The sequence below is a fragment of the Gluconobacter cerevisiae genome (assembly GCF_015244675.1).
Taxonomy (GTDB): domain Bacteria; phylum Pseudomonadota; class Alphaproteobacteria; order Acetobacterales; family Acetobacteraceae; genus Gluconobacter; species Gluconobacter cerevisiae.
This window is the reverse complement of record NZ_JABCQO010000004.1, coordinates 135,761-161,843: the sequence shown is the minus strand read 5'-3', so window position 1 is coordinate 161,843 and position 26,083 is coordinate 135,761. Positions and strand designations below refer to the sequence as shown.

Genomic DNA, 26,083 nt, shown 5'->3' with positions numbered 1-26,083 from the left:
ACCCGTTGAGAATGACCGGACCAGGAAGAGCCCCAAGGGGTTGTCTGACCGCATGAATGCCATTGTCGTTACCGCGCTGAAGCGGCCTTATACTTTCGTCGTCCTGTCGATCATGATCCTGATCTTCGGGGTCCGGGCTATCGTTTCGACGCCGACAGACGTGTTTCCTTCGATCAAAATTCCGATCGTGGCTGTCATCTGGTCCTATACGGGCCTGATGCCTGAGGACATGTCGGGGCGTATCGTCTATTATTACGAGCGCTCGCTAACGGCGACCGTCAGTAATATCGAACATATCGAAAGCTCGTCCTATTACGGACGCGGCATCGTGAAGGTGTTCTTCCAGCCGGGCACCAATACGGCGGTTGCGCAGACGCAGATCACGTCGGTGTCCCAGACTGTTATCAAACAGTTGCCGAACGGTTCGACCCCACCGCTGATTCTGGCAATGGATGCGTCGTCGGTTCCGGTTCTGACGTTGCAGGTCAACAATCCGACCATGTCCGGGTCGGAAATCTACAACATGGCGTCCAACCTGATCAGGCCGGAACTGATTTCTGTGCCCGGGGCGGCGATCCCCAATCCCTATGGTGGTCTCGCTCCGGACATCATGGTGGATATCGACCCGATCAAGCTGCTGGCACACCGTTTGTCTCCGGAAGACGTGGCGACGGCGCTTAATCTGCAGAATATCGTTCTTCCAGCGGGCGACCAGAGGATTGGTCAGCTTGACTGGATGGTGAAGACGAACTCAACGCCCCTTGATCTTGAAGTCTTCAACAAGATGCCGATCAAGCAGGTTGGCAATTCCGTGATCTATCTGCGTGACGTCGCATGGGTGCATCGTGGAGGGCCTCCGCAGATCAACGCGGTCCTTGTGAAAGGTCAGCAGGCAGTCCTGATCGTCATCCTCAAAAGCGGCGATGCTTCAACGCTTTCTGTTGTGAGCGGCATCAAGAAACTTCTGCCGCAGGTTGAGGCAACGCTGCCAGCCGGAACGACTGTGAATGTTCTGACGGATGCTTCGAGCTTCGTGAAAGAATCGGTCGTGGATGTGGTGCGTGAAATGATCACGGCCGCGATCCTGACCAGTCTGACCGTTCTGCTGTTCCTTGGTTCGTGGCGCTCAACCATCATCGTGGCGACGTCTATTCCGCTGGCAATGCTGTGTTCGATCATCGGGCTGAGCATGGCGGGACAGTCCATCAATGTCATGACGCTGGGCGGCCTGGCGTTGGCGGTCGGTATTCTCGTCGATGACGCGACGGTCATGATCGAAAACATCGATGCGCATCTCGAGACCGGCAAGGATCTTGAGGATGCCATCATTGATGCTGCCAACCAGATCGTCATTCCGACTTTCGTCTCGACCACCTGTATCTGCATCGTGTGGCTGCCGCTGTTCGAACTGACGGGGATTTCGGGCTGGCTGTTCATGCCAATGGCCGAAGCCATCATCTTTGCCATGATCGCCTCCTTTATCCTGTCGCGAACTCTGGTGCCGACGATGGCGAACTGGATGCTGGCGGCTCAGGTGCGGATGCATCGTGATCCCGAGTGGCACAATCGGAAGCCCGGCATATTCGGACGTTTCCAGCGGGGATTTGAGGCGCGGTTCACCAGCTTCCGCGAGAATTACAAGATCGTTCTTGAAAATCTGATTGCGATCCGTGGGCGCTTCGTCATGCTGTTCCTGCTGGCGGCAGTGTCATCCATGGCGCTGATTCTCTTCATCGGTCAGGACTTTTTCCCTGAGATCAAGTCCGGAACGATGCAGATGCACATGCGTGCGCCGATCGGCACGCGGCTTGAAGAGACCGGTAAGATCGCAGGGTTGGTTGAGCGCAGGATCAGGAGTCTGTTGCCGGGACAGGTGGTCAATGTCGTCAATAACTGTGGTCTGCCGTTCAGTCAGCTCAATCAGGCGATGATCCCGTCCCCGACCGTGGGCTCACAGGACTGCGACATCACCATCCAGCTTCGCAATTCTGAAAGCCCGATCCCGGAATATCGCCGTAAGCTCCGCAAAGGCCTGACGAACGATTTCCCGGGAACGATCTTCACGTTCCAGCCGGGCGATCTGACAGCCAAGATCCTGAATTTCGGCCTTCCGTCTCCGATCGACGTGCAGGTGGTGGGCCGTAATCTGAGCGAGAACTTCAAGTTCTCTACGGAACTCGCCCAGAAACTGCGGCATATTCCGGGGATCGCGGATGTCTCCATTCAGGAGCCCATGACGCAGCCGACGATCATGATAAATAACCGCCGCAGCTTTGCGCTCGGGACAGGTATTACTGAGCGGGACGTCGCGCTGAATGCTCTTGTCACGCTCTCTGGTAGCGGGCAGGTCGGACAGACCTATTACCTGAACGCGCAGGGAACGTCGCAGCTCATCGATGTGCAGACCCCCGCGAACTATCTGCAAACCATGAACGATCTGGAAATCCTCCCGATCGACAAGGGAGATGGCAACCCGACCAACCAGACGCCGCAGCTTCTAGGAGGGCTGAGCGCCCTGGTCCAGACCGGCACGCCGGCGGAAGTCGCGCATTACAACATCATGCCCGTATTCGACATCTACGCTGCGCCGGAAGACATGGATCTGGGGACGGTTTCAAGGGCCGTGAACCGTGTAGTGGATGAAGAACGCAAGCTGCTGCCCCATGGCTCTACCCTGGTGGTTCGCGGACAGGCCGTGACGATGAATGATGCCTATGTCCAGCTTGTGGGCGGCCTCGGGCTATCGATCGTGCTGGTCTATCTGATTATTGTTGTGAATTTTCAGTCCTGGCTTGATCCGTTCGTCATTATCTCGGCGCTTCCCGGCGCTCTGGGTGGCATTGCGTGGAGCCTCTTCCTGACGCACACCCCTATGTCGGTTCCGGCATTGACGGGAGCGATCATGTGCATGGGAACGGCCACGGCCAATGCCATTCTCGTGGTGGCGTTCGCCCGTGAACGGATGGAGGAGCACGGCGATGCTGTTCTTGCGGCCCTTGAGGCGGGATATGAGCGTATCCGGCCTGTCCTGATGACAGCGATGGCCATGATCATCGGTATGATCCCGATGTCCATCAGCAATTCCGACAATGCCCCGCTGGGCAAGGCGGTGATCGGTGGCCTGCTGGTCGCGACCGTTGCCACCCTGCTTTTTGTTCCCTGTGTTTTTGCCTTTATGCACTACAAGCGGCCTGCTGGGCCTGAAGGAGACCGCGCGTGAGCCATTCTGCGGATCAGGGGCAGGTGCCTCCGACAAACCCTCCGGCCCGTACGGGTTCAGGCGCGCGCGGCAAGCTCATTCTGCTGGTGGTGATTCTGCTGGCGATTGCTCTGGCGGCCTGGGGGATCGTGCAGCGGGGAACGCATTATCATTCCCTGACCGGCGCGACAGAAGACGCGGCCATTCCACCCGTCACCCTGATTGCGCCGCAGCCGGGTCCGAAGACGCGGCAGGTCGATCTGCCTGCCAATCTCGCGGCCTGGTATGAGGCGCCGATCTACGCGCAGGTCTCGGGCTATGTGAAGATGTGGTACAAGGACTACGGCGCGCATGTGAAACGCGGCGATGTTCTGGCTGAAATCAGCACCCCGAGCATCGACGCCCAGTTCGAGGCAGCCAAGGCGCAGTACAACGTCATTCTGGCGCGGTACAATCTGGCCCTGATCACGACCCAGCGCTGGACGGCCCTGAAGGGAACACAGGCCGTGTCGCGTCAGGAAGTGGACGTGCAGGCCGCCAATGCCGCCGCCCAGAAAGCCGAGCTTGAAGCCGCGCGTCATGATGTGGACCGCTTCCAGGCCCTTGAGGACTTCAAGAAGATCGTCGCACCGTTCGACGGGATCGTGACGTCGCGTCTGGTGAACGTGGGTGACTACGTGAACGCAGGCGGTGGCAATCTCAATTCACGGGGCACGGCGTTCGAACTGTTCTCGGTGGCCGATGTACACCGCATGCGCGTGTTCGTGTCGGTCCCGCAGGATTTCGCCAGCGTCATTTCCCCGAAGATCGAAGCCGAGCTGACGGTGCCGCAGTATCCGGGAAGCCGCTTCCGGGCGACGTTCCTTGCAACGGCCAACGCCTTCAATGCCGCGACCCGTACGGTCACGACCGAGCTGACGCTGGATAACAGCGATAATCTGCTGTGGCCGAACTCCTATGCGACCGCACATATTTCGGCTCCCGGCAATCCGAACATCCTGATCCTGCCGGAAGGCGCGATCATCTTCAGGGCCGAGGGAACACAGGTGGCCAAGGTCATCAATAACCACGCCCATCTGGTGAATGTGACCGTCGGCATCAACTTTGGCACGACAGTCCAGGTCCTCAGCGGTATTACAAAAGACGACCGTGTGGTTGCCAACCCTACTGCTGATCTGCTGGAAGGGGATGAAGTCAAGATCGTCCCGACCACGCCGGGATACAACACGCCGAGCAAAGCGCAGCAGGATGCGGATCAGCAGCCTGTCCGTCAGCATGATGCAAACCCTGAGGAGGCCGGATCTCGCTGATGAAACCGGAATGTTCCCAGTCATCCCCGCTCCAGTCATCTCCGTCAGCCACGGCTTCTTCCAGACGTAACCGCTCCCGATGGCGAATCACGACGGCTCTGGCCGGCGTGTTCTCCATCGGGCTGGCGTCATGTGATCTGTCGCCTGAATATCATCCCCAGAAATTCCTCTATCCCGAAGGATGGGAAGGGAAGGGGCTGATGGGCAATGCGCAGCCCGCGGATGGCGTTGTCCGCAGTGACTGGTGGACCATGTTCAACGATCCCATTCTTGATGGGCTCGAAAAGCGCATGCTGGCCGTTAATCCCGATCTGCAGGCCGCGGCGGAAGCCTTCACGCAGGCCCGCGATGTGGCCCGCGAGACGGAAAGCCGTCTGTATCCGCAGGTGACCGGCGCGGCTCACATGAGCGACAACAAGGGCTCCCTCGGCCGGCTGTATATGAACCCGGCCACGAGCAGCAGTCTCGTTTATGAGTCCAATCAGGCCTATAGCGGTGCTGCGACCTGGGAGCCGGATTTCTGGAACTCGATCCGTAACACCACGCGGATGCAGAAAAACCTGGCGCAGGCTTCGGCAGGCCAGTACGCGCTGGCCAGGCTGAGTCTGGAAGCGGAACTGGCGTCCGACTATATCGCCCTGCGCGGGCTTGATGCCCAGAACGCGGTTTATGATGACTCCATCCGCTACTTCCGTGCCGCGGTCGAGATCACGGAACTGCGTCAGGCGGGTTCGATCGGTGCCGGACTGGATGTTTCCCGTGCAGAGACCCAGCTCTATTCCGCGCAGGCAGGCAAGAGCAATCTGATCGCCCGACGCAACGTCATGGAGCACGCGATTGCGGTCCTGCTCAACACGGCCCCCGCAGGTTTCCATATCGCGCCCGTCAAGGACGTGAAAATGCATTTCGGGGTTGTGAAGATCAATGCGGGACTGCCCGCGTCGCTTCTTGAGCGTCGCCCGGATATCGCCATTGCCGAGCGGCAGATGGCCGCGTCGGCCCGGGCCATCGGTGTGTCACGCGCTGCGTTCTACCCGCATATCACGTTCAGTGCCGAAGGCGGTTTCGAGGATGGCGGTTTCGATCTGGCCAGCATCTCCCGGGCATTCTGGAAGATCGCGGTTCAGGCGGTCGAGCCGGCCTTTACCGGTGGTCTGCGGCGTGCAGCGCTCCAGCGCTCCTGGTCGCAGTACCGGAGCATGGTGGACAACTACCGGTCCGTCGTCCTGTCCGCGTTCCAGGATGTCGAAGATGGCCTGACGCAGACACGCCAGTTCAAGATCGCCCAGGATCAGCAGCAGAAGGCCGTGGATGCGGCGCTGCGCACGCAGAGCATGACCATGGCGCTCTATACGGGCGGCTTGTCGAATTATCTGGATGCCCTTGTGGCCCAGCAGGATGCCCTTCAGGCGCGTCTGGCCGAGGTCGAGGTGCAGACGGCGCAGGTGCAGTCTTCCGTGCGTCTGGTGCGGGCACTGGGTGGCGGCTGGAGTGCCAGCGATCTGCCGGGCATCAAACAGATCGATCCGTTCGGTCCGCTTCAGTATAAGGATTTGCGCACGCCGCAGCCGATCAGCGGTATCGACAATCATGCTTCGCCCCTGGACAATGATCTGCGAGGCAATCAGGTGTCTGCTGTTACTTCACAAGGCTTGACGGGACGGCCTTAACTGGTCTAGGGGTCCGCCTCACTTCGAACGCGGGAGGAGGAGGCATGGCCGACTCCGTTGAACCGCGGTTCGGGAACGACAAACAGGGGAGTCCCGGATATGGCCAAAAAAATCGTTGGCTACATCAAGCTTCAGATCCCGGCTGGTAAAGCCAATCCTTCTCCGCCGGTTGGTCCGGCTCTGGGTCAGCGCGGCCTGAACATCATGCAGTTCTGCAAGGAGTTCAACGCCAAGACCCAGCAGCTCGAGCCCGGCATGCCGATCCCGGTGGTTATCACCGCCTACGCGGATCGCACGTTCTCCTTCATCACGAAGACGCCGCCGAACACGTACTTCCTGCTGAAGGCTGCCAAGATTTCCAAGGGCAGCCAGACGGTCGGTAAGTCCGCTGCGGTTGGTTCCGTGACGACGACTCAGCTCCGCGAAATCGCAGCAGAGAAGTTCAAGGACATGAATGCCAACGACATTGATGGCGCCGTGCGCATGCTCGCCGGTTCCGCCAAGTCGATGGGCCTGAACGTGGTGGAGGGCTGATCCTATGGCCAAGAACAAGCGTTTGAACGCCGCGCAGGCAACTGTCGAGCGTAACAAGCCGTACGGTCTGACCGAGGCCGTCGCTCTCGTAAAGAGCAACGCCAAGGCAAAGTTCGACGAGACGATCGAAATCTCGCTGAACCTCGGCATCGATCCGCGTCACGCTGACCAGATGGTCCGTGGTCTGATCTCGCTGCCGAACGGCACGGGCAAGACCCTGCGCGTTGGCGTTTTCGCCCGTGGCCCGAAGGCTGAAGAAGCCCTCGCTGCTGGTGCGGAAGTCGTCGGTGCGGAAGATCTGGCTGAAAAGATCCAGGCTGGCGAAATCAATTTCGACCGCTGCATCGCAACGCCGGACATGATGGCTCTCGTTGGTCGTCTGGGTAAGATCCTCGGACCGCGTGGTCTGATGCCGAACCCGCGTCTCGGCACGGTGACCATGGACGTCAAGGGTGCCATCACGGCAGCCAAGTCCGGCCAGGTTGAGTATCGCGCCGAAAAGGCCGGTATCATCCATGCAGGCGTTGGCAAGGCTTCTTTCGACGAGGCTAAGCTGGTTGAGAACATCAACGCTCTGGTCGATGCCGTTCAGAAGGCTCGTCCGACGGGTGCCAAGGGAACGTATCTGAAGAAGGCAGCTCTGTCTTCCACGATGGGTCCGGGCGTTCGCGTTGACGTTTCGAGCTTCGAAGCCTGATTGACAGGAGGTCTTCCTTCTGGGAAAGACCTCCACGAAATGACGTCACGCCTTCGGGTGTGATGGCTGAGGGGCGACCTGCTCGCAGGTCGTTTCCAAACCTGTCCAAGACCGCACGTGGACCTTCGGGGCCTTAAGGATCTTTCGGGATCGCGGGCGTCAGACGGGGCGACAGTATTCAGTGGCTCTGCTGCGATGTGCTGGGTTCGCTCACTTCTGTGGACAGGCGAGCGGAACTGCTTCGAAAGAAGTGGTTCCATGGGTAACCTGGTCCGGCGCAAGTCGGACTGACGAGGAGACAGGTTTTGGACCGTACGGAAAAACGGGCCTTTGTTGAGTTCCTCGCCGATGTGTTTGGCAGCACGTCCATGGTTGTCGTCACCCAGAACAAGGGTCTGACGGTTGCCGATGTGACGGAACTGCGTCGACGCATTCGTGCGGCAGGAGCGACATACAAGGTTGCGAAGAACCGGCTGGCCAGCCGTGCTCTGGATGGGACCCAATTCGACGGCATCGCGCCGCTGCTCAAGGGACCGACCGCGCTTGCGTGGTCTGAGGACCCTGCATCAGTAGCAAAGGTGATCGTCGAGTTCGCCAAGACGAATGACAAACTGGTGGTGCTTGGTGGCGCCCTGGGTTCCCAGACGCTTGGCGTCGACGGAGTCAAGGCCCTCGCCGAGCTGCCGTCGCTGGACGAGCTGCGTGCGAAGCTGGTGGGTATGATCAATACCCCTGCAACGCGTATCGCAGGCGTGGTCCAGGCGCCGGCTGGCCAGCTTGCTCGCGTCTTTGGCGCCTATGCCAAGGCCGGCGAAGCAGAAGCCGCCTGAGAATGAAGGCCCGCGCCGCGGCGTAGGCCTGAACCTAATCAACAGTACATCAATTTAGGATAAGACCATGGCCGATCTAGCAAAGATTGTTGAAGAGCTGTCCGCTCTGACCGTTCTGGAAGCTGCAGAACTTTCCAAGATGCTTGAAGAGAAGTGGGGCGTTTCCGCTGCTGCTCCGGTTGCAGTTGCTGCTGCTGCTGGTGGCGCTGCTGCCGCTCCTGCTGAAGAGCAGACCGAATTCACGGTTGTCCTGGCTGACGCCGGCGACAAGAAGATCAACGTGATTAAGGAAGTCCGTGCGATCACGGGTCTGGGTCTGAAGGAAGCCAAGGACCTGGTCGAAGGCGCTCCGAAGACCGTCAAGGAAGGCGCGTCCAAGGACGAAGCTGCCAAGATCAAGAAGTCTCTTGAAGACGCCGGTGCCAAGGTTGAAGTCAAGTAATCTACTGATTTCGGGCTGCGTCGTTCACGTCGCAGCCACTGCCTGGCAGACAGATGGGGCGGGGATCGCATGCGGTTCCCGCCCGATTTGCCGTTGGAGCAGAAGGGGCGTATAGTACGCGGCTCGCCACGTACTGAAAATTTCATAATGGCCGGTCGTTCCGGTCGTCCGCAATGCAGGAGCCAGTTCTCCGGCGTAGTTTACGGGCGACTCGAAGGTCTGGTGCAGAGGGCAGAATAGATGAACGCGATCACCAAATCGTTCACGGGACGCAAAAGGATCCGCAAAAGTTTCGGGCGTATTCCCGAAATTGCGCCGATGCCCAATTTGATTGACGTGCAGCGCGCCTCTTATGAGGCATTCCTGCAAATGAACGTAAGCCCTGACAGCCGGCAGGATGCCGGGCTTCAGGAAGTCTTCCGTTCAGTGTTTCCGATCAACGATTTTGCGGGTCGCGGCCGTCTGGACTTCATGTCCTACGAATTCGAAGATCCGAAATATGATGTTGAAGAGTGCATTCAGCGTGGTCTGACCTATGCGGCGCCGCTGAAGGTCATTCTCCGCCTGACGACGTGGGATATCGACGAGGACACCGGTTCACGCTCGATTCACGACATGAAGGAACAGCCGGTTTACATGGGCGACATGCCGCTCATGACCGATAACGGTACCTTCATAATCAACGGCACCGAGCGTGTCATCGTCTCCCAGATGCACCGCAGCCCGGGCGTGTTTTTTGATCACGATAAGGGCAAGACGCATTCTTCGGGCAAATATCTGTTTGCTGCTCGTGTCATTCCGTATCGCGGTTCTTGGCTCGATTTTGAGTTCGATGCCAAAGACCTTATTTACGTTCGTATTGACCGCAAGCGTAAGCTCCCGGTCACGACGCTTCTTTATGCGCTTGAAGGTTCAAACTACCTCGCGCAGCGTGAACAGAAGATCGTCGAGGGCGGTGACGTCGAGGGGCTCGATATCCGTGGAATGGATCAGGATGAAATCCTGTCCTATTTCTACCAGACTGTCCCATTCACCCGTCTGGGTGGCGAATGGGCCCGTCCGTTCGATCCCGACGCATTCCGAGGCCTGAAGCTGCTCAGCCCGCTTGTGGACGCCGATACGGGCGAAGTGGTTGCCGAGGCCGACGCGAAGCTGACCGCTCGTATGGTCCGCAAGATTGCGGAGAAGACCCGTGTCGTGCAGGTCGGTCGTCTCGATATTCTCGGACGTTTCCTTGCTTATGACCTCGTCAACGAAAATACGGGCGAGATCTACGGTGAAGCAGGCGAAGAGCTGACCGAAGACCGTCTGGCTGCGCTTGAAGAAATGGGCATTACGGAGCTTCCGCTCCTGTCCGTGGACGGCTCGCATGGTCCGTGGATCCGCAACACGCTGGCTGCCGACAAGAATAGCTGCCGCGATGAAGCTCTGATCGACATCTATCGCATCATGCGTCCCGGCGAGCCGCCGACCAAGGAAACGGCGGAAGCCATGTTCCGTGGTCTGTTCTTCGATCAGGGCCGTTATGATCTTTCCGCGGTCGGTCGTGTAAAGATGAACATGCGCCTTGATGTGGACGCACCGGATACCCTGCGCGTTCTGCGTAAGGAAGACATCCTGCGCACGATCAAGATCATGTGCGAACTGAAAGATGGCCGCGGCCAGATCGACGATATTGATAACCTCGGTAACCGTCGTGTCCGCTCCGTCGGCGAGTTGATGGAAAACCAGTATCGCGTTGGTCTGCTCCGTATGGAGCGTGCCATCCGCGAGCGTATGGGATCTGTCGATATCGATACGGTCATGCCGCATGACCTGATCAATGCGAAGCCTGCGGCTGCTGCGGTGCGTGAATTCTTCGGTTCTTCGCAGCTCAGCCAGTTCATGGACCAGACGAACCCGCTTTCCGAAGTAACGCACAAGCGTCGTCTCTCGGCGCTTGGTCCGGGCGGTCTGACACGTGAGCGCGCAGGCTTCGAAGTCCGTGACGTTCACCCGACGCATTACGGTCGTATCTGCCCGATCGAGACGCCGGAAGGCCCGAACATCGGTCTGATCAACTCGCTGTCGACCTATGCCAAGGTCAACAAATACGGCTTTATCGAGACGCCGTATCGTCTGGTGGAAGAGGGCGTTCTCCAGGATGGCTGGAAATATCTTTCCGCCATGGAAGAAGAAAAGCTCGTCGTCGCCCAGGCAGATGCCAAGCAGGACGATAAGGGCCGTCTGACGGACGAACTTGTTTCTGTTCGTCGTTCGGGTGATTTCCGCGTTGTCCCGCCGGAGCAGGTCACGGCCTGCGACGTTTCGCCGAAGCAGCTTGTCTCTGTTGCTGCCGCGCTCATTCCGTTCCTCGAGAACGATGACGCCAACCGTGCACTGATGGGCGCGAACATGCAGCGTCAGGCTGTGCCGCTGGTGAAGGCTGACGCCCCGCTGGTCGGTACCGGCATGGAAGCCGCGGTTGCGCATGACTCTGGTGCAACGATCGTTGCCAAGCGTCGCGGTGTGATTGATCAGATCGACGGTGCCCGTATCGTGGTTCGTGCCACGGATGAAGCAGGTGCCACGCAGGGCGTCGATATCTATCGTCTGCGCAAGTATATGCGTTCCAACCAGTCCACCTGCATCAACCAGCGTCCGCTGGTGAAGGTTGGGGACACGGTTCATGCTGGCGACATCATTGCCGATGGTCCGTCCACCGAGCTCGGTGAACTGGCTCTGGGTCGTAACGTGCTCGTCGCGTTCATGCCCTGGAACGGTTACAACTTCGAAGATTCCATTCTGATCTCCGAGCGTATTGCTCGCGATGACGTCTTCACTTCGATCCATATCGAAGAATTCGAAGTCATGGCCCGTGATACGAAGCTTGGTCAGGAAGAAATCACGCGCGACATTCCGAATGTCGGCGAGGAAGCTCTGCGCAACCTCGACGAAGCCGGTATTGTGTATGTCGGCGCCGAAGTGAATCCGGGTGACATTCTTGTTGGCAAGGTGACGCCGAAGGGTGAGAGCCCGATGACGCCGGAAGAAAAGCTTCTGCGCGCCATCTTCGGTGAAAAAGCTTCCGATGTTCGTGACACGTCCCTGAAGCTGCCGCCTGGTACGACGGGCACTATCGTTGACGTCCGCGTCTTCTCCCGTCGTGGCGTGGACAAGGACGAGCGCGCCATGGCGATTGAGCGCGCCGAAATTGAGCGCCTCACCAAGGATCGTGATGACGAGCGCGGTATTCAGGAGCGCAGCTTCTACAACCGTCTCCGTGAACGTCTGGTTGGCCAGACGGCTGGTGCAGGCTTCAAGGGTATCCGTTCGGGTACGCCGATCACGGAAGAAGTTCTGGACGAACATCATCGCGCGACCTGGGCTAGCATTGCCGTCACATCTGATGATGTCATGGCGGAGCTTGAAAAGCTGCGTGGTGAGTTCAAGGAAGCAACCCGCCGGATCGATGCGCGCTTTGACAGCAAGGTCGAGAAGCTCCAGCGCGGTGACGAGCTGCCGCCTGGCGTGATGAAGATGGTCAAGGTCTTTGTTGCCGTGAAGCGCAAGCTTCAGCCGGGTGACAAGATGGCCGGTCGTCATGGTAACAAGGGTGTCGTCTCCCGCGTCGTTCCCGTCGAGGACATGCCGTTCCTTGAGAATGGTCAGGCCGTTGATATTGTTCTGAACCCGCTGGGTGTGCCGTCGCGCATGAACATCGGTCAGATCCTCGAAACCCATCTGGGCTGGGCCTGTGCCAATATCGGCGCAAGCATCGGCGACATGGTTGACGAGTATCAGCGTACTGGCGAGCGCAAGCAGGACCTGCTCGACCGTCTTCGTGAGGTCTATGGTGATGTGGTCTATAATGACGACATCACGACACTGCCGAACGAACAGCTGATCGAGCTTGCGAACAACCTTCGCAAGGGTCTTCCGATTGCAACGCCGGTGTTTGATGGCGCTTCCATTCCCGACATCGAAGAGATGCTCGAGAAGGCCGGTGTCAACAAGTCGGGGCAGTCGCAGCTGATTGACGGTCGTACGGGTGAACTGTTCGAACGTCAGACGACGGTCGGCTACATCTACATGCTGAAGCTGCATCACCTTGTCGACGACAAGATCCATGCCCGTTCGATCGGTCCTTACTCGCTCGTCACGCAGCAGCCGCTGGGTGGTAAGGCGCAGTTCGGTGGTCAGCGCTTTGGTGAAATGGAAGTGTGGGCCCTTGAAGCATATGGTGCAGCCTACACGCTGCAGGAAATGCTGACGGTGAAGTCGGATGACGTGTCCGGCCGTACCAAGGTCTACGAGGCAATCGTTCGCGAACAGGACGATTTCGAAGCCGGCATTCCGGAGAGCTTCAACGTTCTTATCAAGGAACTGAAGTCTCTCGGCCTGAATGTCGAACTCGAGCAGAGCGGGCTGTAATTGCCCGCTCCCTCCTTCTCGCTACGGTTCATTTTTAAGGTGTCCGCGGTACGCCGCGGGGCACATTGGGGTTTCGGCGCATGAACGAACTCATGAAGATCCTGGGTCAGACCGGTCAGTCGGTGACCTTCGACCAGATCAAAATCCAGCTCGCTTCCAGCGAGCAGGTGCGGTCATGGTCTTACGGCGAAATTAAGAAGCCGGAGACCATTAACTATCGTACGTTCAAACCTGAGCGTGACGGCCTGTTCTGTGCGCGTATCTTTGGCCCGATCAAGGATTACGAGTGCCTGTGCGGCAAGTACAAGCGGATGAAGTTCCGCGGTATTGTCTGCGAAAAATGTGGCGTTGAAGTCACGTTGGCCAAGGTGCGTCGCGAACGCATGGGTCATATTGAACTGGCTTCGCCTGTCGCACATATCTGGTTCCTGAAGTCGCTGCCGAGCCGTATCGCGACGATGCTGGACATGCCGCTCAAGGACGTTGAGCCGGTTCTGTATTTCGAAAAGTTCCTGATTCTCGACAAGGGCGTCTGTGAATCGGATCAGATCGACTCTTATAAGAACGGTAAGAAGCGCGACCAGTATCTGCTGGACGAAATCCGTTGCGAAGACCTGCTGGATGAATATCCGGATGCCGGTATCGACGTTGGAATCGGTGCGGAAGCCATCAAGCGCGCGCTCTCCAGCTACGACTGGGGTATCCCGAATGATCAGGAACGCGACCTGAGCCTTGCGGCAAAAGAAAAGGGCCTGCCGGATCCGTTCGACTATGACGCTGAAGTCATGGAAGGCGATTCCGAGAAGACCATGATGCGTAAGAAGTTGCGCAAGGCCACTTCGGAAGCTGCGCGCAAGAAGCTCGTCAAGCGTCTGAAGCTGGTCGAAGCCTTCGTGGAAAGCGGCTCGCGTCCGGACTGGATGATCATGGACATCGTGCCGGTTATTCCGCCGGAACTGCGTCCGCTGGTGCCGCTCGATGGCGGCCGCTTCGCAACGTCCGATCTGAACGATCTGTACCGTCGCGTCATCAACCGTAATAACCGTCTGAAGCGGCTGATAGAGCTGCGTGCGCCGGACATCATTGTCCGTAACGAAAAGCGCATGCTGCAGGAAGCTGTCGACGCCCTGTTCGATAACGGCCGTCGTGGCCGTGCCATCACGGGTGCCAACAAGCGTCCGTTGAAGTCGCTGTCCGACATGCTGAAAGGCAAGCAGGGACGTTTCCGTCAGAACCTGCTCGGAAAACGCGTCGATTATTCTGGTCGTTCGGTCATCGTGGTCGGTCCGGAGTTGAAGCTGCATCAGTGCGGTCTTCCCAAGAAGATGGCGCTGGAACTCTTCAAGCCGTTCATCTACTCGAAGCTCGAGAAGTATGGTCACGCCACTACCATCAAGGCTGCAAAGCGCATGGTGGAAAAAGAGCGTCCGGAAGTCTGGGATATCCTCGAAGAGGTCATTCGCGAACATCCGGTCATGCTGAACCGTGCGCCGACGCTTCACCGTCTGGGCATCCAGGCGTTCGAACCGACGCTGATCGAAGGTAAGGCCATCCAGCTTCATCCGCTGGTCTGCACCGCATTCAATGCCGACTTTGATGGCGATCAGATGGCTGTCCACGTGCCGCTATCACTTGAAGCTCAGCTTGAAGCCCGCGTTCTGATGATGTCTACGAACAACATCCTCAGTCCCGCGAACGGTAAGCCGATCATCGTGCCGTCCCAGGATATCGTTCTGGGCTTGTATTATCTGAGCCTTGAAGTTCTGGAATACCGTGAGACGCCTGACGAAGCCGTCATTAAGGATGGCAAAGTCGTCACGACCGCTCCGCCGGCCTATTCGGACGTTGCCGAAATCGAAAGCGCCATGCTGTCGGGTTCGCTGCAGTTGCACGACAAGATCCGTCTGCGTCTGGCGACGATCGATGCTGACGGCAAGTCCGTTCGCCAGACGATTGTTACGACGCCGGGTCGTGCGTTGATCGCGCAGATTCTACCGAAGCATCAGGCCATTCCGTTCAGCCTCATCAACAAGCAGCTGACAAAGAAGAACGTGTCTGACGTGATCGACACGGTCTATCGTCACTGTGGTCAGAAGGAAGCCGTGATCTTCTGTGACCGTCTGATGGGCCTCGGTTTCCGTCACGCTGCCCGCGCCGGCATTTCCTTCGGCAAGGATGACATGATCATTCCGGAAGCCAAGGCAACACTGGTCGGTAAGACATCGGAAGAAGTTAAGGAGTTCGAACAGCAGTATCAGGACGGTCTGATCACGGCTGGCGAGCGCTACAACAAGGTCGTCGATGCCTGGTCACGCTGCACGGATGAAGTCCAGGCTGCGATGCTTAAGGAGATCTCCAAGCAGGTCATCGGCAAGCCGACGAACTCGGTCTGGATGATGAGCCACTCCGGTGCCCGTGGGTCGCCGGCCCAGATGAAGCAGCTCGCGGGTATGCGCGGTCTGATGGTGAAGCCTTCGGGCGAGATCATCGAGCAGCCGATCATCGCGAACTTCAAAGAAGGTCTGTCGGTTCTCGATTACTTCACGTCCAGCCACGGTGCTCGTAAGGGTCTTGCGGATACAGCGCTGAAGACGGCCAACTCGGGTTACCTGACCCGTCGTCTGGTTGACGTGGCGCAGGACTGCATCATCGTCGAGCCGGATTGCGGTACGGAACGTGGTCTGACGGTTCGCGCTGTCATGGATAGTGGTGAGGTCGTTTCTTCGCTGTCCGAGCGTATTCTGGGCCGTACTCTGTCCAAGGATGTACTGCATCCGGTTACGCAGGAGATCGTCCTGCCGCGCAACACGCTGATCGAGGAGCCCGAAGCTGAGCTCATCGAGAAGTCCGGGGTGGAAAGCGTTGATATCCGCTCTGTTCTGACCTGTGACAGCCGCGTTGGTATCTGTGGTCACTGCTATGGTCGTGATCTGGCACGCGGTACGCCGGTCAACATTGGTGAAGCTGTCGGCGTTATCGCTGCGCAGTCCATCGGTGAGCCGGGAACCCAGCTGACGATGCGTACCTTCCATATTGGCGGTGCGGCAACGCGTGGTGCCGAGCAGTCCATGGTCGAAGCGTCCCGCGATGGCATCGTGACGATCAGGAACCGGAACGTCGTTGAGAACTCGCAGAAGGTTCTGGTCGTGATGTCGCGTAACTGCGAGATCCTTTTGACCGACGAAAACGGGGTCGAGCGTGCCCGCTATCGTGTGCCTTACGGTGCGCGACTGATGGTCTCGGAAGGGGAAGCGGTGACGCGGACCCAGAAGATGGCCGAGTGGGACCCGTACACCCTGCCGATCATCACTGAGCAGGCAGGTACCATTGAGTATCTCGACCTGATCGACAGCATCACGCTCGTCGAGCGTATGGATGAAGTCACCGGTCTGAGCTCGAAGGTTGTCGTTGACTACAAGCAGGCAGCCAAGGGTGTCGATCTGCGCCCGCGTCTGCAGATCAAGGATGCTGCTGGTAACGTCGTCAAGCTCGCCAACGGTAATGATGCCCGTTACTTCCTTTCCCCTGATAGTATTCTGTCGGTGGAGAACGGAGTGGAGGTCAATGCCGGTGACGTGCTGGCCCGTATTCCGCGTGAAGGCTCCAAGACGCGTGACATTACGGGTGGTCTGCCGCGTGTGGCCGAACTCTTCGAAGCGCGTCGTCCGAAAGATCATGCGATCATCGCCGAAGGCGAGGGACGTATTGAATTCGGTAAGGACTACAAGTCCAAGCGCTGTGTTATCGTCAAAAATGATGATACGGGTGAAGAGACCCAGTATCTGATCCCGAAGGGCAAGCACGTTTCCGTTCAGGAAGGCGATTTTGTCCAGAAGGGAGATCCGCTGGTCGACGGTCCGCGCGTGCCGCATGACATTCTCAAGGTCATGGGCGTGGAGGCTCTGTCCGACTATCTCGTGAATGAGATCCAGGACGTCTATCGACTGCAGGGCGTGAAAATCAATGACAAGCATATCGAAGTCATTGTTCGTCAGATGCTGCAGAAGGTGGAAATCCTCGAGCCGGGTGATTCGACCTATCTGATCGGTGAAACGGTGGATCGCATTGAGTACGAGGGTGAAAACCAGCGTCTGCTTGAGAACGGGGATACGCCTGCGAAGGCCATGCCGGTTCTGCAGGGCATCACCAAGGCCTCGTTGCAGACGCAGTCCTTCATCTCTGCGGCTTCCTTCCAGGAGACGACACGTGTCCTTACGGATGCAGCAACGTCGGGCAAGGTGGATACCCTCAACGGTCTCAAGGAGAACGTGATTGTCGGGCGTCTGATCCCGGCAGGAACGGGCAGCGTGATGAACCGTCTGCGGGGCATTGCCGCCAGTCAGGACCGTCAGCGTGTTGGCGGGACGTCTCAGACAGCCGTTGAAGACGCAGCAGAATGAAAACGGGATCCTCACTTTTGAACAAGGTGGGGATCTTCCCGTCCCGATTCTGGAAACTTTCAGCGCAGAATCGGGTCATTTCAGCTGAACCACTTGACTTGGCGTCGAACCCTTCGTAGGTTCCGCGCCCTCGGCACATGCCTTCTCGGAAGGCTGAAAAAGCCGACGAAGTTTAAAGAATCGCATGCGGTGCCGCTATTTTCCTTATGGGAGAAAATGCCAAGGCCGCACGCTGTAGAGAGAAGGGAACAGTTCAGGCTGTTTCCTTTTCACGATGTGGAAATGGCAGGCGGTCCTACCGCATGTCGGTTGGAACAAATGTCAAGGCAGGAACAGTAATGTTGCTGCCTGAAATAGGACAAGGATTGGGAAGGGCGCATGCCGACCATCAACCAGTTGATCGCGAACGGCCGTGAGCCGGCCGCAAAGCGGAACAAGGTCCCCGCACTGCAGGGCTGCCCGCAGAAGCGCGGCGTTTGCACGCGTGTGTATACCGTAACGCCGAAGAAGCCGAACTCCGCTCTGCGTAAGGTCGCCAAGGTGCGTCTGACCAACGGGTATGAGGTCGTGAGCTACATTCCGGGTGAAGGTCATAACCTTCAGGAACACAGCGTTGTTCTGATCCGCGGTGGCCGCGTGAAGGATCTTCCTGGCGTCCGTTATCACATCCTGCGTGGTGTGCTTGATACACAGGGTCTCGCCAAGCGTCGTCAGCGTCGTTCGCTGTATGGCGCGAAGCGTCCGAAGTAAGAGGTATTTGGAATGAGTCGCCGTCACCGCGCTGTAAAGCGCGAGATCCTTCCCGATCCGAAGTTCGGAGATGTCGTCATTACGCGCTTCATGAATGCGCTGATGTACGATGGTAAGAAATCCACTGCCGAGGGCATCGTTTACGGTGCACTCGAAGTCATGCGCCGTCGCGGCGGCACGACTGCAGATCCGGTGGCCATGTTCCACTCGGCTCTGGACAACGTGAAGCCTGCGGTAGAAGTCCGCTCGCGTCGCGTCGGTGGTGCAACCTATCAGGTTCCGGTTGAAGTCCGCGCCGAGCGTCGTCAGGCCCTCGCGATCCGCTGGCTGATCGATGCCTCCCGCAAGCGTGGCGAGAACACGATGCAGGAGCGTCTGTCCAACGAACTGATGGATGCGGTCAACAATCGTGGCTCCGCTGTCAAGAAGCGCGAAGACACGCACCGTATGGCTGAAGCCAATAAGGCATTCAGCCACTATCGCTGGTAATCAGAACCGGTTAAAGGGCTTCCGGCAGTGCTGCGATCTCGGGATCATGCACTGACCGGTTTGAACTTTCAGTCTTACTCCCGTTCCAGGTGGAGCGGGGTTTTGGAGAAAGACGATGGCAAAGGCTAAATTTGAGCGGACGAAGCCGCACTGCAACATCGGCACCATCGGTCACGTCGATCACGGCAAGACCTCGCTGACTGCTGCAATCACCAAGGTGCTGGCAAAGACCGGCGGCGCAACGTTCAGCGCCTACGACCAGATCGACAAGGCTCCTGAAGAGCGCGCACGTGGCATCACCATTTCCACGGCTCACGTCGAGTACGAGACGGCCAACCGTCACTATGCTCACGTCGACTGCCCGGGCCATGCTGACTACGTGAAGAACATGATCACGGGTGCAGCTCAGATGGACGGCGCGATCCTGGTCGTGTCCGCAGCTGACGGTCCGATGCCGCAGACGCGCGAGCACATCCTGCTTGCACGTCAGGTCGGCGTTCCGGCTCTGGTTGTGTTCCTGAACAAGGTCGATCAGGTTGATGATCCGGAGCTGCTCGAGCTCGTGGAAATGGAAGTTCGCGAACTTCTGTCTTCCTACCAGTTCCCGGGCGACGATATCCCCATCGTCAAGGGCTCTGCTCTTGTGACGCTGGAAGATGGCGACGCAGCAATCGGTGAAGACCGCGTTCTCGAGCTGATGACGCAGGTTGATGCCTACATCCCGCAGCCGGAGCGTCCGGTTGACCGTCCGTTCCTGATGCCGATCGAAGACGTGTTCTCGATCTCGGGTCGTGGCACGGTTGTTACGGGTCGTGTCGAGCGCGGCGTTGTCAACGTTGGCGACGAAGTCGAGATCATCGGCCTGAAAGACACCATCAAGACGACCGTTACGGGCGTTGAGATGTTCCGTAAGCTGCTCGATCGCGGTGAAGCCGGCGACAACATCGGTGCACTGGTTCGTGGCACGAAGCGTGAAGACGTCGAGCGTGGCCAGGTTCTGGCAAAGCCGGGTTCCATCACGCCGCATAAGAACTTCAAGGCTGAGGCTTACATCCTCACGAAGGAAGAGGGCGGTCGTCATACGCCGTTCTTCACGAACTATCGCCCGCAGTTTTATTTCCGTACGACCGACGTCACCGGCGTCGTGACGCTGCCAGAAGGCACGGAAATGGTCATGCCGGGTGATAACGTTGCCATGGACGTGGAGCTGATCGCTCCGATCGCCATGGACGAAGGCCTGCGCTTCGCGATCCGCGAAGGTGGCCGTACCGTGGGTGCCGGTGTGGTTTCTTCCATCACCGCCTAAAGTCCTGCGTTTAGCTGTTGGCTTTGACAGCCCCGGTCAGATTTTTTCTGACCGGGGTTCCCTTTCAGGGGCAATGGCAGTAGGACGACACCCGAATTTTTGAGTTGGACGAACAAGAACATGGACAACCAGAACATCCGCATTCGCCTTAAGGCGTACGATCATCGCGTGCTGGACAACAGCACCAAAGAGATCGTAAACACGGCGAAGCGTACGGGTGCGCGGGTTCGGGGTCCGATCCCGCTGCCGACGCATATCGAACGGTTCACGGTGAACCGCTCGCCACACGTGGATAAGAAAAGCCGCGAACAGTTCGAAATTCGGACTCACCGCCGGCTGCTCGACATTGTCGAGCCGACCCCGCAGACCGTGGACGCCCTCATGAAGCTCGACCTCGCCGCTGGCGTGGACGTCGAGATCAAACTCTAAGGTCCAGACGATGCGAACCGGATTGATTGCAAAGAAGCTGGGAATGACCCGGCTGTTTAAGGAAGATGGCACGCATGTGCCTGTGACGGTCCTTCACCTTGACAACGTCGAGGTTGTGGATGCCCGCACGAACGAGCGCGATGGCTACACTGCCATTCAGCTCGGACTTGGTAATGCCAAGGTGAAGAATGTCACCAAGGCGAACCGTGGCCATTTCGCCCGGACCAAGGTCGAGCCAAAAAAGCATCTGGCAGAGTTCCGCGTTGCTGAAGACGCCCTGCTGGAAGCTGGAACCAAGCTGTCCGCTGCTCACTTCGTTGTGGGGCAGAAAGTTGACGTCACGGGCCAGAGCAAGGGCAAGGGTTTTGCGGGTGTTATGAAGCGTCATAACTTCGCAGGTCTCGAAGCGTCCCACGGCGTCTCCATCAGCCACCGTTCCCACGGTTCTACAGGCCAGCGCCAGGATCCTGGCAAGGTCTTCAAGGGAAAGAAGATGGCAGGTCACATGGGTGACGAGCGTGTTACCACGCTGAACCTTGAGATCGCTGCCGTGGATGAAGAGCGCAACCTGATCATGGTCAGGGGTGCAATTCCTGGTGCGAAGAACGGCCTTGTGCTGATTCGCGATGCAATCAAGAAGGCTCGCCATGCTGATGCGCCGTACCCGGCAGCAACAGTGGCGGCCGCCGGTTGAGGACGAGGGGCATGGAATACGATATCAAGACCCTCGATAATGGTAGCGCAGGCTCTGTCGCGCTTCCGGAAGAGATTTTCGCGGTCACTCCGCGCTCGGACATCATGGCGCGTGTTGTGCACTGGCAGCTCGCAAAGCGCCGTGCCGGTACGCACCGGACCAAGGGCATGGGTGAAGTTTCTGGCACGACCAAGAAGCCTTTCCGTCAGAAGGGCACGGGTTCTGCCCGTCAGGGCTCTCTGCGTGCACCGCAGTTCCGTACGGGTGGCGTTGTTCATGGTCCGGTCGTTCGCGATCACGGCTATGACCTTCCCAAGAAGGTCCGTCGTCTGGGCCTGATTTGCGCCCTGTCGCAGAAGGCTGCCGAGGGCAAGCTGATCGTTCTCGATGCAGCCAACGGTGTCACTAAGACCCGTGAAGCCGCAGCGAAGATCAAGGCTCTGGGCTGGACGTCCGCGCTGATCGTTGATGGCGCTGTTGACGAGCAGTTCGCTCGCGCAATCGCCAATCTGCCAAAGATCGACGTTCTGCCGACCATTGGTGCAAACGTCTACGACATCCTCAACCACGACGTGCTGGTCATCACCCGCGCCGGTCTTGAGGGTCTTAAGGAGCGTCTGGCATGACCACCAATACCGTCATGAACGCACACAAGACTGCACAGAACATGTCTCAGGAAACCCTGTATGACGTGATCCGTGCACCGCTGATCACCGAAAAGGCTACGCTTCTTTCCGAGCGTAACCAGGTGGTGTTCAAGGTCGCTCCTGGTGCGACGAAGCCTCAGATCAAGGTCGCGGTTGAGAAGCTCTTCAATGTAAAGGTGACCGGCGTGAGCACGCTGGTCCAGAAGGGTAAAGTCAAGCGCGTCAAAGGTCGTCCCGGCCGTCGCTCGGACATCAAGAAGGCGTATGTACAGCTTGCTGAAGGTCAGTCCATTGACCTTACAGCCAAGCTGGGCTGACGCGGGGTAGGATACCATGGCACTCAAGCACTTTAATCCCACGACGCCGAGCACACGCGGCACCGTGCTGATTGATCGTAGCGAGCTCTTCAAGGGCAAGCCGATCAAGCAGCTGACGGAAGGCAAGAACAAGTCCGGCGGTCGTAACAATCACGGTCGTACGACAGTCCGTTTCCGTGGCGGCGGGCACAAGCAGTCCTATCGTTATGTCGACTTCAAGCGTCGCAAGTTCGATGTGGCCGCTACGGTCGAGCGTCTCGAATACGATCCGAACCGCACGGCATTCATTGCGCTGATCAAGTATGAAGATGGCGAACTCGCCTACATCCTTGCTCCGCAGCGCGTGAAGGTTGGCGATCGCGTCATCTCCGGCGCCCACACGGACGTCAAGCCTGGCAACGCCATGCCGCTGGGTGCAATGCCGGTCGGAACGATCGTGCATAACATCGAGCTGAAGCAGGGCGCCGGCGGCAAGCTGGCCCGTTCAGCTGGCACATATGCGCAGCTCGTCGGCAAGGATGCTGGCTATGCGCAGATCAAGCTGCAGTCCGGTGAGCTGCGTCTTGTTCGTGGTGAATGCATGGCAACCGTCGGTGCCGTGTCCAACCCGGACAACATGAACCAGCACATGGGCAAGGCCGGTCGTTCGCGCTGGCTTGGACGTCGTCCGCACAACCGTGGCGTTGTCATGAACCCGGTTGACCATCCGCATGGTGGTGGTGAAGGCCGGACCTCTGGTGGCCGTCACCCGGTTACGCCGTGGGGTGTTCCGACCAAGGGTTACAAGACGCGTGTTAACAAAAAGACGGATAGCCTGATCATCCGTCGCCGTAAGTCCGGCAAGTAAGAGGGGGCAAACAGAGATGGCACGTTCCGTCTGGAAGGGCCCGTTCGTTGACGGGTATCTGTTCGGCAAGGCCGAAGCGTCGCGCGCTTCGGGTCGTAATGAAGTGATCAAAATCTGGTCGCGTCGTTCGACGATCCTTCCGCAGTTCGTTGGACTTACGTTCGGCGTCTATAATGGTCACAAGTTCCTGCCAGTGCAGGTCACGGAGAACATGGTCGGTCACAAGTTCGGTGAGTTCTCACCGACACGGACCTACACCGGTCATGGCTCTGACAAGAAGTCGAAGCGGGGCTGAAAATGAGCAAGCCAAAGCATATCCGCACGCTTGCTGACACGGAAGCGCAGGCTATTGCCCGCAACATCCGCGTCAGCCCGCAAAAGCTGAACCTGGTTGCGGCGATGATCCGCAACCAGCCGGCTGACAAGGCTATCGCCGCTCTTGCCTTCTCGCGCCGTCGTATCGCGCAGCAGGTCAAGAAGACTCTTGAGAGCGCCGTGGCCAACGCTGAGAACAACCATCAGCTCGACGTCGATCAGCTGGTGGTCAAGACTGCAGAAGTCGGCAAGTCCATTGTCATGAAGCGTTTCCACGCTCGTGGCCGTGGTCGTTCTTCTCAGATCCAGAAGTTCTTCAGCCACCTGAAGATTGTTGTTGCCGAGCGTGCGGAAGCACCGGAAGAGACGAAGCCGTCTCGCGGAACCAACAAAGAGCAGAAGGCAGCCTGATCCATGGGACATAAGGTCAATCCGATCGGGCTTCGGCTCGGCGTCAACCGTACCTGGGACAGCCGCTGGTACGCTGGTCAAGACTATGCGCGCCTGCTGCATGAAGATCTGAAGCTTCGTGCATTCCTGCGTCGCAAGCTGTCCGGCGCAGGCGTGTCCCGCGTTGTTATCGAGCGTCCGGCAAAGAAGCCCCGCGTGACGATTTACGCTGCCCGTCCGGGTGTTGTGATCGGCAAGAAGGGTCAGGACATCGACGCGCTCCGCAAGGAACTGAGCCGTATGGCGAAGACCGACGTGGCGCTGAACATCGTCGAGATCCGTAAGCCGGAAATCGATGCCACCCTCGTTGCCGAGAATATCGCTCAGCAACTTGAGCGTCGCGTTGCGTTCCGTCGTGCCATGAAGCGCGCAATCCAGTCCGCAATGCGTCTGGGTGCCCAGGGCATCCGGATCACCTGCGGTGGTCGTCTGGGTGGTGCTGAAATCGCTCGTGCCGAAAAGTATCGTGAGGGACGCGTTCCCCTGCATACGCTTCGCGCCGATATCGATTACGGTACGGCAACTGCCAAGACAACGTATGGTACCTGCGGTGTGAAGGTATGGATCTTCAAGGGTGAGATCCTGGCTCATGACCCGTTGGCACAGGATCGTCGTGCTGCGGAGCAGGCTCCCCAGCGCTAAGACTGTGAGCGAAAGCTCACAGTTCCTTTGCTGGTGCTGATTTGAGGATTTAACAACATGCTTTCCCCGAAGCGGACAAAGTTTCGTAAGGCCCACAAGGGCCGCATTCACGGTCTGGCGAAAAGCGGAACCCAGCTGAACTTCGGTGCCTTCGGCCTGAAGGCGCTGGAGCCGGAGCGGATCACCGCTCGCCAAATCGAAGCCTCCCGTCGTGCGATCACGCGTGCCATGAAGCGTGCCGGTCGTGTGTGGATTCGTATCTTTCCGGATACTCCGGTCTCGACAAAGCCTGCAGAAGTGCGTATGGGCTCCGGTAAGGGTAACCCCGAGTACTGGGCCGCACGTGTCAAGCCGGGTCGTATCCTGTTCGAGATCGAAGGCGTTCCGCCTGAGGTTGCCAAGCTGGCCCTGAGTCTGGGGGCTGCAAAGCTTCCGATCAAGACCAAGTTCGTTCAGCGTATCGGAGACGCGTAATGGCCGACACGTACAAGCCTGCCGATCTGCGCGCGAAGAGCGAAGATGAGCTGAATGCTCTTCTGCTCGACCTCAAGCGCGAACAGATCAACCACCGTTTTTCGGCTGCCACGGGGCAGTCGGAGAACACAAGCCGCGTCAAGGTCGTGCGCCGTGCAGTAGCACGTATCAAGACACTGGCTCACACATCGAAGAACCGTGCGGGCGCCAAAACGTCCGCCGCTAAGTCCTGAGAGGAGACGGACGATGCCAAGGCGCGTCCTGACGGGTCGGGTCACGAGCGATAAGATGGACAAGACGGTTACCGTTCTTGTTGATCGTCGCATCATGCACCCACTCTACAAGAAGTTTATTCGCCGCTCCAAAAAGTATGCGGCTCATGACGAAGAAAACGTTTGCCAGACGGGTGATCTGGTTCGCATTGAAGAATGCGCACCAATCTCCAAGCGCAAGACGTGGTCTGTCGTGTCGCGCAACGGAGAGGAGCTGGCTTCAGCATCCTCTTCCGTCAGCGCATAAGGGGGTAGGCACATGATTCATCCCGAGACCAACCTTGACGTTGCCGACAATTCCGGTGCGCGTCGGGTGCAGTGCATCAAGGTGCTGGGCGGCTCCAAGCGGAAGACTGCCTCGGTCGGCGACGTCATTGTCGTGTCCGTCAAGGAAGCAATTCCTCGCGGCAAGGTGAAGAAAGGTGACGTCCATCAGGCCGTTATCGTTCGCACCTCCTACCCGGTTCGTCGTGCAGATGGCTCCGCCATCCGCTTCGATAAAAATGCCGCTGTTCTTCTGAACAAGCAGCAGGAGCCGATTGGTACGCGTATCTTTGGCCCGGTGGTTCGTGAACTGCGCGCGCGCAAGTTCATGAAGATCATCTCGCTGGCTCCGGAGGTGCTGTAATGGCTGCTCGTATCAAGAAGGGTGATCAGGTTCTGGTCCTCTCCGGCAAGTCCCGTGGCGTTCGCGGCGAAGTTCTCGCTGTGATGCCGAAGGCCGAGAAGGCTGTTGTGCGTGGCGTGGCTATTGCCAAGCGTCACACGAAGCCCAACCGCACAGGTGGCGAAGGTGGAATCATCGAGCGCGAAATGCCGATCCATCTGTCCAACCTGAAGCTAGTTGATCCAAAGAGTGGCAAGCCGACGCGTGTTGGTTTCCGCATTCTGGAAGACGGTCGCAAGGTTCGTGTTGCCAAGGCAACCGGCGAAGTGATCGAAGGCTGAGGAACGCA

General features: G+C 58.3%; 25 protein-coding genes. All 25 read left to right on the top strand.

What is annotated here, in order from left to right:
* Positions 1–52 precede the first annotated feature (52 nt).
* A complete protein-coding gene (locus tag HKD21_RS07175; RefSeq protein ID WP_194255035.1) occupies positions 53–3,220 on the top strand; it encodes an efflux RND transporter permease subunit in 3,168 nt (1,055 codons plus the stop codon).
* Positions 3,217–4,509 carry an efflux RND transporter periplasmic adaptor subunit gene (locus HKD21_RS07170; RefSeq protein WP_194254967.1) on the top strand — a complete coding sequence of 431 codons (1,293 nt, stop codon included), beginning with the start codon at positions 3,217–3,219 and terminating at the stop codon, positions 4,507–4,509. Before HKD21_RS07175 ends, HKD21_RS07170 begins: the two co-directional genes overlap by 4 nt.
* Positions 4,509–6,179, top strand: coding sequence for an efflux transporter outer membrane subunit (locus tag HKD21_RS07165; RefSeq protein WP_228121117.1), 1,671 nt, complete (start codon positions 4,509–4,511; stop codon positions 6,177–6,179). The genes HKD21_RS07170 and HKD21_RS07165 overlap by 1 nt, the downstream gene beginning before the upstream one ends.
* A gap of 99 nt (positions 6,180–6,278) precedes the next feature.
* Entirely contained in the window at positions 6,279–6,713 is a 435-nt protein-coding gene (rplK, locus tag HKD21_RS07160) for a 50S ribosomal protein L11 (protein WP_194254964.1), read from the top strand.
* A gap of 4 nt (positions 6,714–6,717) precedes the next feature.
* The gene (gene rplA, locus HKD21_RS07155) at positions 6,718–7,410 is read left to right on the top strand and encodes a 50S ribosomal protein L1 (RefSeq protein ID WP_062110027.1); all 693 of its coding nucleotides are present in this window, start codon (positions 6,718–6,720) and stop codon (positions 7,408–7,410) included.
* Positions 7,411–7,715: 305 nt separating this feature from the next.
* Positions 7,716–8,240 carry a 50S ribosomal protein L10 gene (gene rplJ / locus HKD21_RS07150; RefSeq protein ID WP_062029280.1) on the top strand — a complete coding sequence of 175 codons (525 nt, stop codon included), beginning with the start codon at positions 7,716–7,718 and terminating at the stop codon, positions 8,238–8,240.
* 67 nt (positions 8,241–8,307) lie between these two features.
* Entirely contained in the window at positions 8,308–8,682 is a 375-nt protein-coding gene (gene rplL, locus HKD21_RS07145) for a 50S ribosomal protein L7/L12 (RefSeq protein WP_194254962.1), read from the top strand.
* A 240-nt stretch (positions 8,683–8,922) separates the two neighbouring features.
* On the top strand, positions 8,923–13,095 hold the full coding sequence (gene rpoB / locus HKD21_RS07140; RefSeq protein ID WP_194254961.1) for a DNA-directed RNA polymerase subunit beta: 4,173 nt from the start codon (positions 8,923–8,925) through the stop codon (positions 13,093–13,095).
* A gap of 80 nt (positions 13,096–13,175) precedes the next feature.
* On the top strand, positions 13,176–17,495 hold the full coding sequence (gene rpoC / locus HKD21_RS07135) for a DNA-directed RNA polymerase subunit beta' (protein ID WP_194254959.1): 4,320 nt from the start codon (positions 13,176–13,178) through the stop codon (positions 17,493–17,495).
* Positions 17,496–17,873: 378 nt separating this feature from the next.
* Complete coding sequence (rpsL, locus tag HKD21_RS07130; protein ID WP_011251969.1) at positions 17,874–18,245, top strand: 30S ribosomal protein S12; 372 nt, start codon at positions 17,874–17,876, stop codon at positions 18,243–18,245.
* Between the two features lie 12 nt (positions 18,246–18,257).
* Positions 18,258–18,734, top strand: a complete 477-nt coding sequence (gene rpsG / locus HKD21_RS07125) for a 30S ribosomal protein S7 (protein WP_011251968.1) — start codon at positions 18,258–18,260, stop codon at positions 18,732–18,734.
* Between the two features lie 115 nt (positions 18,735–18,849).
* Positions 18,850–20,040 carry an elongation factor Tu gene (gene tuf / locus HKD21_RS07120; protein WP_194254957.1) on the top strand — a complete coding sequence of 397 codons (1,191 nt, stop codon included), beginning with the start codon at positions 18,850–18,852 and terminating at the stop codon, positions 20,038–20,040.
* 120 nt (positions 20,041–20,160) lie between these two features.
* A complete protein-coding gene (gene rpsJ / locus HKD21_RS07115; RefSeq protein ID WP_007282720.1) occupies positions 20,161–20,469 on the top strand; it encodes a 30S ribosomal protein S10 in 309 nt (102 codons plus the stop codon).
* 10 nt (positions 20,470–20,479) lie between these two features.
* On the top strand, positions 20,480–21,163 hold the full coding sequence (gene rplC, locus HKD21_RS07110) for a 50S ribosomal protein L3 (RefSeq protein WP_062029290.1): 684 nt from the start codon (positions 20,480–20,482) through the stop codon (positions 21,161–21,163).
* 11 nt (positions 21,164–21,174) lie between these two features.
* On the top strand, positions 21,175–21,789 hold the full coding sequence (rplD, locus tag HKD21_RS07105) for a 50S ribosomal protein L4 (protein WP_062029295.1): 615 nt from the start codon (positions 21,175–21,177) through the stop codon (positions 21,787–21,789).
* A gap of 41 nt (positions 21,790–21,830) precedes the next feature.
* Positions 21,831–22,127, top strand: coding sequence for a 50S ribosomal protein L23 (locus tag HKD21_RS07100; protein WP_194255033.1), 297 nt, complete (start codon positions 21,831–21,833; stop codon positions 22,125–22,127).
* 16 nt (positions 22,128–22,143) lie between these two features.
* Positions 22,144–22,974 carry a 50S ribosomal protein L2 gene (rplB, locus tag HKD21_RS07095; RefSeq protein ID WP_099286917.1) on the top strand — a complete coding sequence of 277 codons (831 nt, stop codon included), beginning with the start codon at positions 22,144–22,146 and terminating at the stop codon, positions 22,972–22,974.
* Between the two features lie 16 nt (positions 22,975–22,990).
* Positions 22,991–23,269 carry a 30S ribosomal protein S19 gene (gene rpsS, locus HKD21_RS07090; protein ID WP_011251962.1) on the top strand — a complete coding sequence of 93 codons (279 nt, stop codon included), beginning with the start codon at positions 22,991–22,993 and terminating at the stop codon, positions 23,267–23,269.
* A gap of 2 nt (positions 23,270–23,271) precedes the next feature.
* Positions 23,272–23,700 (top strand): 50S ribosomal protein L22, encoded by a 429-nt coding sequence (gene rplV, locus HKD21_RS07085; RefSeq protein ID WP_062029303.1) that lies wholly within the window; start codon positions 23,272–23,274, stop codon positions 23,698–23,700.
* A gap of 3 nt (positions 23,701–23,703) precedes the next feature.
* Positions 23,704–24,381: a 30S ribosomal protein S3 gene (rpsC, locus tag HKD21_RS07080; RefSeq protein ID WP_011251960.1), complete on the top strand. Its 678-nt coding sequence runs from the start codon at positions 23,704–23,706 to the stop codon at positions 24,379–24,381.
* 57 nt (positions 24,382–24,438) lie between these two features.
* The gene (rplP, locus tag HKD21_RS07075) at positions 24,439–24,855 is read left to right on the top strand and encodes a 50S ribosomal protein L16 (protein WP_011251959.1); all 417 of its coding nucleotides are present in this window, start codon (positions 24,439–24,441) and stop codon (positions 24,853–24,855) included.
* On the top strand, positions 24,855–25,088 hold the full coding sequence (gene rpmC / locus HKD21_RS07070) for a 50S ribosomal protein L29 (RefSeq protein ID WP_062029304.1): 234 nt from the start codon (positions 24,855–24,857) through the stop codon (positions 25,086–25,088). Before rplP ends, rpmC begins: the two co-directional genes overlap by 1 nt.
* A gap of 13 nt (positions 25,089–25,101) precedes the next feature.
* On the top strand, positions 25,102–25,374 hold the full coding sequence (gene rpsQ / locus HKD21_RS07065; RefSeq protein ID WP_062029305.1) for a 30S ribosomal protein S17: 273 nt from the start codon (positions 25,102–25,104) through the stop codon (positions 25,372–25,374).
* A gap of 12 nt (positions 25,375–25,386) precedes the next feature.
* Entirely contained in the window at positions 25,387–25,755 is a 369-nt protein-coding gene (gene rplN / locus HKD21_RS07060; protein ID WP_011251956.1) for a 50S ribosomal protein L14, read from the top strand.
* The gene (gene rplX / locus HKD21_RS07055; RefSeq protein WP_086648726.1) at positions 25,755–26,075 is read left to right on the top strand and encodes a 50S ribosomal protein L24; all 321 of its coding nucleotides are present in this window, start codon (positions 25,755–25,757) and stop codon (positions 26,073–26,075) included. Before rplN ends, rplX begins: the two co-directional genes overlap by 1 nt.
* Positions 26,076–26,083: the final 8 nt, after the last annotated feature.

Coding starts and splice junctions, on each gene's coding strand:
- HKD21_RS07175 (WP_194255035.1), top strand. CDS start 53: ATGAATGCCATTGTCGTTACCGCGCTGAAGCGGCCTTATACTTTCGTC.
- HKD21_RS07165 (WP_228121117.1), top strand. CDS start 4,509: ATGAAACCGGAATGTTCCCAGTCATCCCCGCTCCAGTCATCTCCGTCA.
- rplK (WP_194254964.1), top strand. CDS start 6,279: ATGGCCAAAAAAATCGTTGGCTACATCAAGCTTCAGATCCCGGCTGGT.
- rplA (WP_062110027.1), top strand. CDS start 6,718: ATGGCCAAGAACAAGCGTTTGAACGCCGCGCAGGCAACTGTCGAGCGT.
- rplL (WP_194254962.1), top strand. CDS start 8,308: ATGGCCGATCTAGCAAAGATTGTTGAAGAGCTGTCCGCTCTGACCGTT.
- rpoB (WP_194254961.1), top strand. CDS start 8,923: ATGAACGCGATCACCAAATCGTTCACGGGACGCAAAAGGATCCGCAAA.
- rpoC (WP_194254959.1), top strand. CDS start 13,176: ATGAACGAACTCATGAAGATCCTGGGTCAGACCGGTCAGTCGGTGACC.
- rpsL (WP_011251969.1), top strand. CDS start 17,874: ATGCCGACCATCAACCAGTTGATCGCGAACGGCCGTGAGCCGGCCGCA.
- rpsG (WP_011251968.1), top strand. CDS start 18,258: ATGAGTCGCCGTCACCGCGCTGTAAAGCGCGAGATCCTTCCCGATCCG.
- tuf (WP_194254957.1), top strand. CDS start 18,850: ATGGCAAAGGCTAAATTTGAGCGGACGAAGCCGCACTGCAACATCGGC.
- rpsJ (WP_007282720.1), top strand. CDS start 20,161: ATGGACAACCAGAACATCCGCATTCGCCTTAAGGCGTACGATCATCGC.
- rplC (WP_062029290.1), top strand. CDS start 20,480: ATGCGAACCGGATTGATTGCAAAGAAGCTGGGAATGACCCGGCTGTTT.
- rplD (WP_062029295.1), top strand. CDS start 21,175: ATGGAATACGATATCAAGACCCTCGATAATGGTAGCGCAGGCTCTGTC.
- HKD21_RS07100 (WP_194255033.1), top strand. CDS start 21,831: ATGTCTCAGGAAACCCTGTATGACGTGATCCGTGCACCGCTGATCACC.
- rplB (WP_099286917.1), top strand. CDS start 22,144: ATGGCACTCAAGCACTTTAATCCCACGACGCCGAGCACACGCGGCACC.
- rpsS (WP_011251962.1), top strand. CDS start 22,991: ATGGCACGTTCCGTCTGGAAGGGCCCGTTCGTTGACGGGTATCTGTTC.
- rplV (WP_062029303.1), top strand. CDS start 23,272: ATGAGCAAGCCAAAGCATATCCGCACGCTTGCTGACACGGAAGCGCAG.
- rpsC (WP_011251960.1), top strand. CDS start 23,704: ATGGGACATAAGGTCAATCCGATCGGGCTTCGGCTCGGCGTCAACCGT.
- rplP (WP_011251959.1), top strand. CDS start 24,439: ATGCTTTCCCCGAAGCGGACAAAGTTTCGTAAGGCCCACAAGGGCCGC.
- rpmC (WP_062029304.1), top strand. CDS start 24,855: ATGGCCGACACGTACAAGCCTGCCGATCTGCGCGCGAAGAGCGAAGAT.
- rpsQ (WP_062029305.1), top strand. CDS start 25,102: ATGCCAAGGCGCGTCCTGACGGGTCGGGTCACGAGCGATAAGATGGAC.
- rplN (WP_011251956.1), top strand. CDS start 25,387: ATGATTCATCCCGAGACCAACCTTGACGTTGCCGACAATTCCGGTGCG.
- rplX (WP_086648726.1), top strand. CDS start 25,755: ATGGCTGCTCGTATCAAGAAGGGTGATCAGGTTCTGGTCCTCTCCGGC.